At 73.0% G+C, this 7,780-nt stretch carries 4 protein-coding genes; 1 reads left to right on the top strand and 3 read right to left on the bottom strand.

Annotated elements, in window-relative coordinates; genetic code table 11:
• Together KBX37_RS32660 and KBX37_RS32655 are read right to left on the bottom strand one after the other, a co-directional pair.
• Window positions 1–1,774, bottom strand: a 1,774-nt coding sequence (locus tag KBX37_RS32660) for a beta-ketoacyl synthase N-terminal-like domain-containing protein (protein WP_374103941.1), incomplete at its 3' end; no start/stop codon positions are given.
• Window positions 1,775–1,850: 76 nt separating this feature from the next.
• Window positions 1,851–3,389, bottom strand: coding sequence for an AMP-binding protein (locus KBX37_RS32655; RefSeq protein WP_210779690.1), 1,539 nt, complete (start codon window positions 3,387–3,389; stop codon window positions 1,851–1,853).
• Between the two features lie 104 nt (window positions 3,390–3,493).
• Between KBX37_RS32655 and KBX37_RS32650 the strand changes: the two genes are divergently transcribed.
• The gene (locus tag KBX37_RS32650; protein WP_210779689.1) at window positions 3,494–3,766 is read left to right on the top strand and encodes an acyl carrier protein; all 273 of its coding nucleotides are present in this window, start codon (window positions 3,494–3,496) and stop codon (window positions 3,764–3,766) included.
• A gap of 228 nt (window positions 3,767–3,994) precedes the next feature.
• Here the strand turns inward: KBX37_RS32650 and KBX37_RS32645 are convergent, their stop codons facing one another.
• Window positions 3,995–6,820, bottom strand: coding sequence for a LuxR family transcriptional regulator (locus KBX37_RS32645; RefSeq protein ID WP_210779688.1), 2,826 nt, complete (start codon window positions 6,818–6,820; stop codon window positions 3,995–3,997).
• Between the last annotated feature and the right edge of the window lie 960 nt (window positions 6,821–7,780).

Below are 7,780 nucleotides of genomic sequence, written 5' to 3'. Positions count from 1 at the left end.
GCCGGGCGGCCGGGGCGGGCAGCGGCGGCGCGGTCCGGGCCGAGACGACGACCGGGCGCGGCGCGGCGGGGACGGGCGGCCCCGGGTGCGGCGCCGGTGCCGGCTCGGCCGGCGGCGGCTCCTCGACGATGACGTGCGCGTTGGTGCCGCTGACCCCGAAGGAGGAGATGCCGGCGCGGCGCGGAGCGCCGTCGGCGGGCCAGGGCCGGGCCTCGGTGAGCAGTCGCACGGTGCCGGTGGACCAGTCGACGTGCGGGGTCGGTGCGTCCACGCCGAGGGTGCGGGGCAGGGTGCCGTGCCGCATCGCCATCAGCACCTTGATCAGCCCGGCGGCCCCGGCGGCGGCCTGGGCGTGGCCGAGGTTGGACTTGATCGAGCCGAGCCAGAGCGGGGCGTCGGCCCGGTGCGCCCGCCCGTACGTGGCGATCAGCGCCTGTGCCTCGATCGGGTCGCCGAGGGTGGTGGCGGTGCCGTGCGCCTCCACCGTGTCCACCTCGGCGGGGGTGAGCCCGGCGTCGGCCAGCGCCTGCCGGATGACCCGCTGCTGGGCCCGGCCGTTCGGGGCGGTCAGGCCGTTGCTGGCGCCGTCGGAGTTGATCGCGGTGCCCCGGATGACGCCGAGCACGGGGTGGCCGTGGCGGCGGGCGTCGGAGAGTCGTTCGAGGACGAAGAGCCCGGCGCCCTCGGCCCAGGCGGTGCCGTCGGCGGCGGCGGCGAAGGGGCGGCAGACGCCGTCCGGGGAGAGCCCGCGCTGGCGGCTGAACGAGGTGAACGCGCCGGGGTTGACCATGACCGACGCCGCGCCGGTCAGCGCCAGGGTGCACTCGCCGCGTTGCAGCGAGCGGACGGCCAGGTGCAACGCGACCAGCGAGCCCGAGCAGGCGGTGTCGACGGTCAGCGTGGGCCCCTCGGTGCCCAGCACGTACGCCAGCCGGCCGGAGACGACGCTGGGCGAGTTGCCGGTCATCAGGTAGCCGTCGAGGCCGTCCGGGGCCTCGTGCAGCCGCATGCCGTAGTCCTGCGGGTCGGCTCCGATGAAGACGCCGGAGCGGCTGCCGCGCAGCGACTGCGGGTCGATGCCGGCCCGTTCCAGGGCCTCCCAGGCGGTCTCCAGCACCAGCCGCTGCTGCGGCTCCATGGCGCTGGCCTCGCGGGGGCTGATGCCGAAGAACTCGGCGTCGAAGCCGGCGGCGTCGTCGAGGAAGCCGCCGTGCCGCACGTACGTGGTGCCGGGGTGGTCCGGGTCGGGGTGGTAGAGCCCGTCGAGGTCCCAGCCCCGGTCGGTGGGGAATCCGGTGACCACGGTGCCCTCGTCGGCGACCAGCGCCCACAGCTGGTCCGGGGAGTCCACCCCGCCCGGGTAGCGGCAGCCGATGCCGACCACGGCGATCGGCTCCTCCTCGGCCGGCGGGCGGGCCGGGGCCGGCTCGGACGCCTCCGGCCCCTCGCCCAGCAGCAGGGTGCGCAGGTGGTCGGCGAGGGCGATCGCGGTCGGGTGGTCGAAACCGACGGTGGGTGGCAGGGTCAGGCCGGTGGCGGCGGTGAGCTGCCGTTGCAGCTGCACCAGTCCGAGCGAGTCCAGGCCCTGTTCGCGCAGCGGCCGGCCGGCGTCGACGGTGTCCGGCGCGTCGACGGCGCCGATCTCCCGCAGCACGGCCAACGCCTGCGCGCGGACCAGGTCGACAAGGACGCGCGTCTGCTCCGGTCCCGGCAGGCCCGCCAGGCGGGCGACCGACGCGGGCGTTCCCCGGTTCTCCGTACCCTCTTCTGCCACCCGGCCAGAATTACGGTCCGACGGTGCTTTCCGAATCCCCTACCAGCCCCTACCGGTGCCGATCGGGGCCGGTGGATCAGCTCGCCGCCGCCCGGGCCAGCCGGCCGCGGTCGATCTTCCGGTTGGAGTTCAGCGGGAACTCGTCGAGGTGGGTGTACCGGCGGGGCAGCATCCCCTTCGGCAGGATCTCGGCGAGCTGCTTGGCGAGCTGGGCGGCGGGCACCGGCTCGCCGGTGTAGTAGACGACGATCTCCACCAGCCCGTCGACGGTCCGGGTGACCGCCACCGCGTCCCGTACGCCGGGGCAGCCGGCGAGCGCGTGCTCGATCTCGGCCAGCTCGATCCGCCAGCCGTTGACCTGCACCTGCGCGTCCCACCGGCCCAGGTAGACGAGTTCGGAGTTGGCCAGCCGGCGCACCCGGTCGCCGGTGCGGTACCAGCGACGCCCGTCGTGGTCGAGGAACCGTCCCTCGTCGTCGGCCGGGTCCAGGTAGCCGGGGGTCATCTGCGGGCCGGTGACGCAGAGCTCACCCTCATGGTCGGACAGGTCCCCGTCGGGGGTCCGCAGCAGGGCCTCGTGCCCCTCGTGCAGGTGTCCGATCGGCACCAGCCCGTTGACGCAGAGCCCCGGCGAGGTCGCCGGCGACCAGCGGTGGCCGGTGATGGTGAGGGTCAGCTCGGTGGGGCCGTAGATGTTGGCCACCGTGGACCGGTCGGCGGCGGCGTGCCAGTCGGCCACGTCCGCCGCGCGCAGCGCCTCTCCCGCGAACAGGCTCCAGCGCAGCCCCGGCATGCCGCCGGGGCGCAGGCCACCCAGCCGGCGGATCAGGGTGATCGCGCTCGGCGCGGAGAACCAGACGGTCACCGCGCGCTCGGCGAGGAAGCCGGGCAGGTCCCGGTAGGCCTGCGCGGGCACCGGCTGCACGGCCGCCCCGGCCCCCCAGGCGCAGAACATGTCGAACGCCGCGCAGTCGAAGTTCAGGTCGAAGGTCTGCGAGAAGACGTCCGTGGTGTCGAAGTCGTAGTGCCGGTCCACCAGCCGGAAATAGTGGTCGGTCATGCCGTAGGTGATCGGCACGCCCTTCGGCCGGCCGGTGGAGCCGGAGGTGAACAGCACGTAGGCCACCTGTGACGCGGTGACCGGCAGCGGCGCGTCGAGGGGCCGGTCGCCCAGCGGGATGCGCGTCGTACCGGGCACCACGTCGGCGTCCAGGCCGGGCGCGAGCACCGGCAGCTCCAGCCCGGCGCCGGCCAGCTCGCCGAGGGTGGCCAGGCCGGCCTCGTCGGCCACCACGGCGGTCGCGCCGGAGACCTCCAGCATCCGCCGGGTCCGCGACACCGGGAAGCCGGCGTGCAACGGTACGACCGTGGCGCCGGCGTACAGCACGGCCAGGATTCCCGCGTACGCCTCGACGCTCTTGCCGGTGAGCACCGCGACCGCCTCCGGCGGCTGGTCCCCGGCGGCGCGCAGAGCCCCGGCCCGGGCCAGCGCCAGCTCGTGCAGTTCCTCGTAGCTCACGGCGCGGGAGCCGACCCGCAGGGCCGTGCCGGTGGGGTTGGCCGCCAGGCCGCGAAGGAATCGCGCCGACAGGGCGGGACCGTCCACGTCTACCATCCGGTGCTCCAACAGTAAGGGGCGACAGGGGTTGTCGGCCGCACGGGCAGGTACTTGTATCGAGGTCACCGCCGACACCGGTTCCGACAGATTCGGAGTGACCCATGCTGGACGAACGGTTCGAGGGGATCCTGCGGGGTTACCTGGCCTTCCTGTCGCCGACCGACACCCTCACCGAGGACACCTCGCTGCGCGACTTCGGCCTGGACTCGATGGCCACGGTGGAGCTGATCTCCGACCTGGAGTCGACGTACCGGGTGCGGTTCGTCGACGACCTGTTGAGTCTGGAGAACTTCGCCACCCCGGGCACGATCTGGGCGAGCCTCACCGCGTTGGGCGTCACGGGCCAGGTGACCGAGGCCCGGGTCGGCCACTGACCCGTGACGCCCGTGTGAGGCAATGCTGGTGCAGGCCCGTACCCGCGGAAACCCCTAGCGCCCCCTGACGTGCGCGGCCGCCGGCCGGTCTTCCGGCCGACGGTTTCCGCGAACCCGGTGGACCTACGACGGCGTCCCGACCGGTCCGGTCGGGACGCCGTCGTGCGTCCGGACAGCGAGGCGCCCGCCCGGAGCGCGGTCCCGGGTGCTCCGGGCGGGCGCGGTCCCTCAGCCGGCCAGTTCCTCCCAGTCCTGCCCGGCGTGGAGCAGCCCGGTGGTCCCCTCGCCACGGGACTCCGAGAGCCGCTTGCGCAGCTCGTGCTCGGCCGGCAGGTCGGTGCGCCGGGTGATGCCGAGCTTGCGGTAGACCCGCGTCAGGTGCTGCTCGACGGTGCTGACGGTGATGTACAACGTCTGGCTGATCTCCCGGTTGGTGTGCCCCAGCGCGGCCAGCTTCGCCACCCGCCGCTCGGCCTCGCTGAGCACGTGCCGGCCCTCCTTCTCCCGGTCGTGCCAGCGGCCCGCCAGCGCGGGCGGCTCGACCGGTCGGTCCCCGCCGGCGGGGACGGCCGGCCCGGCCGTACCCGCCTGGGCCACCTGCGCGGCCCGCCGGGCCAACACCCGGGCCCGGTCGAACTCGCCGAGCTGCTGCCGGACGACGCTGAACGCGGTCAGCGCCTTGGACAGCTCCAGCCGGTCGTCGGCCGCCTGGAGGCACTCCACGCTCTGCCGCAGCAGCGTCGGACGCTGCGCCGGCTCGCTGGCGGCGGCGAGCACCCGCAGCGAGATGCCCCGCACCCGGACGTCGGCCGCGCGCGCCCGCTCCAGTTGCTGGGTGAGCAGGTCCCGGGCCTCGACGGAGCGGCCCAGCCGGAGGTTCACCTCGGCCAGGTCGCTGCGCCACGGGATCAGCGCCGGCACGTCCACGTCCCATTCGCGCATCAGCCGGCCGCACAGCTGGAAGTCCCGTCCGGCGGCCAGCACCCGGTCGGTGGCCAGGTGGAACTGCCCCCGCGCCCGCAGGTACGGCAGGCTGAAGACGGTGCCGAACATCGAGTCGGGCACCGGCGCCTGGAGCACCTCGGCCGCCTCCCGGAGCTCGCCCCGGGCGGTGCGCGCGACGATCAGGGTGGCGCGCGGCTGACCGATCAGGACCCCCCAGCCCTTCTCCGGCAGCAGGGCCAGTGCCTGCTCGGCGTGCCGGATCGCGTTGACCAGGTCGCCGCGCCGGTAGGCGATGCTGCCGGCCAGCGAGGAGAGCACCGCCTGCCAGGTGACCTCGCCGCGCTCCGCGGCCTGCCGCATCAGCCGATCGCACCAGGTGCGGGCCAGCTCCGGCTTGTTGCCGCGCTGCACCGCGAGCACCGCCGCGGCCACCACCTCCAGCGGGGTCTCACCGATCTGGCAGCTGCGCAGGATCTGCTCGGCACTGGTGGTGGCGGCCTCCCCGCCGCCCCGGCCCCAGAGCGAGGTGAGTCGCTGCGCCGCGTCCGCCCAGAGGTCCCTCGGGTGGGTGGTGCCGGTGGACCCGAACTCGGACAGGCGCCCCCGGGCCGGACCGAGGAACCAGTGGAAACTGACGGCCAGCTCGGCCGCCGTCTGCGCGTCGATCGGATCGGCGGACGCGCCGAGCGCCGTGGCGGCCCGGGCCGCCGCGTCCTCGTCGCCGTTCCACAGGCTGTAGCGGATCACCGCCGCCGCGTCCGGCCCGTGCAGTTCCCCGTCCTGCACCGCACCCTGCAGACAGGGCAGGTACGCCAGCGTGGCCGACGGGTTCCGTCGCCAGAGCGCGCCGGTGAGCGCGTGCATGATGGCGATCCGTTCCTTGCGGTCGGTGCAGCCGGAGAGCGCGAGCTCCAGGCAGCGCACCGCCAGGTCCGGGTCGTCCGCGGCCAGCGCCTGGTCGGCCGCGGTACGCAGCACCCCGACCGCCCAGTCGGCGGGCACCTGCTCGGCGTTGAGCAGGTGCCGCCCGACCTCGGCCGCCGGCGCGCCCTGCTGGTGGAGCAGGTCGGCGGCGCGGAGGTGGAGGGTGGACCGTTCCGCCGTGGGCATGCTCTCCAGCACCGTGGTGGCGCCGAGCGGATGGCGCATGCGGCAGTCCCGCAGTACGCCCGCCTCGGTCAGTATTCCGACGATCTCCTCGGCGGTTTCGTTCCGCATTCCGAGAAGACGGCCGATCAGGGCCGGATCCGAACGCTCGTTCAGTACCGCGGCCGCGGCAGCCACGTCCAGCAGCTGCGCGTCCCACCGGTGCAGGCCGGCCAGCACGGCGTGGGCATATCCGTCACCGACGACGGGCGTGGCCCCGTCCCCGATCCCGGCGTCCGACGCATTGTCGTCGAGCAGCGCGTGGACCAACAGCGGATTACCGTTTGTCAGATCGTGGTATTCCTGGGCCACGGACTCGGGCGCCGGCTTTCCCCATTTCCCGGTGAGCAGATCGGCGATGTCCGGCACGGTCAACGCCGACAACCTGATGTTCTCGTGCGGCTGGCGGGTCAGTTCCGTGTAGAAAAGCGGCAGGGTCGGCCGGCGTCGGTGCCACTTGCCCAGGACGAGCAGCATTCGGGCCGCATCCATCCGCCGCTGCAGAGACAACAACAGCCGCAGCGAGGCGGAATCGGCGAACTGCAGATCGTCGATCACGATCACGAGGGTGCGCTCCCGGGCCAGGCCCAGCAGCACTCCGCAGAACTCACGCATCCAGCCCGATCGAGCATCCGGGTCCGCCAGCGGGTCCGACCATCCCCCGTCCTGGTCGGCCGCATCGGCCGAACCGATGAGCCGGGCGGCCCGTTCGGGCAGCGCGTCCACCAGGTCGGCACTGCGGAACAACTGATCGACCACTCCGAGCGGGACCGACTGCTCCGCCCGCGATGCCGTACCACTGAGAAGTAACGCCCCCGTCTCCACCGCGTAACGCGAAAATTGATGGAGCAGATATGTTTTACCGCTGGCGAGTCCCCCCTCGACGAGCGCCAGTCGACCGCTTGAGCCGTCGCATTGGCGAAGGAGCCCTTGCAACAGCGACAGGGCCCCCTCATATCCCATGGTCGCCACGTTTGCATACCCCTAAGTAGCGTAGTAGTCGAAACGCTCCAGCACTGGTAGCCACGTTGCGGCGTATCATATCCACAGATCGACGGTGATGCCAGTCCGCCCTCTTTAGCACAGATCGGGCACAAGGCCTGGTCAGGCGGTTCTGTCGGCGATCCGATCCGGGCGAATTGCAGAATGTCCAGTTCGCCGGTGTGTCCCATTTTTAATGCGACTGATCACGCCGCCACTAATCAATCCGGAACGATGTGAGCGATCTTCAAATATCACGAACCGTTACTTGATCCGGCAACTTATCGTTCACCTTTCGGTGATGACAGCGGCGGGATGCCGGCATTCGCGCAGGTCCGGTCCGCTCCTGCCGGGCTGCATCCGCCAGGCGCTCACACCCGCCGTCCGCCCGTCGTCACCCGGCAGCGGTGGTGTGACCTGGCCGTGACCTGACCCGACCGGGCGGGACGCCTCGACGACCCGGACGAGAGGCGTTCCCCGCGCCGGCCGTCCGGCCAGTACTCGCCGCCGAAGAGCGATCCGAGACGCGACGTCAGGACGACCCGCCGGCCCGTCCTCACCCTCGTGCGGGCCCGTCGACCTGGCCGATTCCCGACAGGTGGCCCGGCACACCTTTCCGCAGATCAGGGCAGGTCCGGTGGCGTCCAGGACTCCGGCGGCGGCCCGATCCTCGTTGCGTCACGTCGATCCGATGATGGCCTGGGACGCTGCGCGCTGGATGGCCGGCGACGAGCGCCGGACAGCCGGCCACTCCCGCGCGGTCGACCGGACGGGGCAGCGCGGACAAGAGCGCCCCGCTTTGCGGCATGTCGCGCTGTCCATGCCGGCCGTCACCGCGACACATCGCAGACCGTGCCGCACCAGGTACGGCGCGGCGACAGTGCCCCTGGCCCTGCGCCAGGGACGGCTCTCGGCAAGCGACGAAGCGGCGCGCCCCACCAG

Source organism: Micromonospora sp. U56, assembly GCF_018070095.1.
Taxonomy (GTDB): domain Bacteria; phylum Actinomycetota; class Actinomycetes; order Mycobacteriales; family Micromonosporaceae; genus Micromonospora; species Micromonospora purpureochromogenes.
Note: the sequence above shows the minus strand (reverse complement) of the source record. Positions and strands in the feature narration are given on the sequence as shown.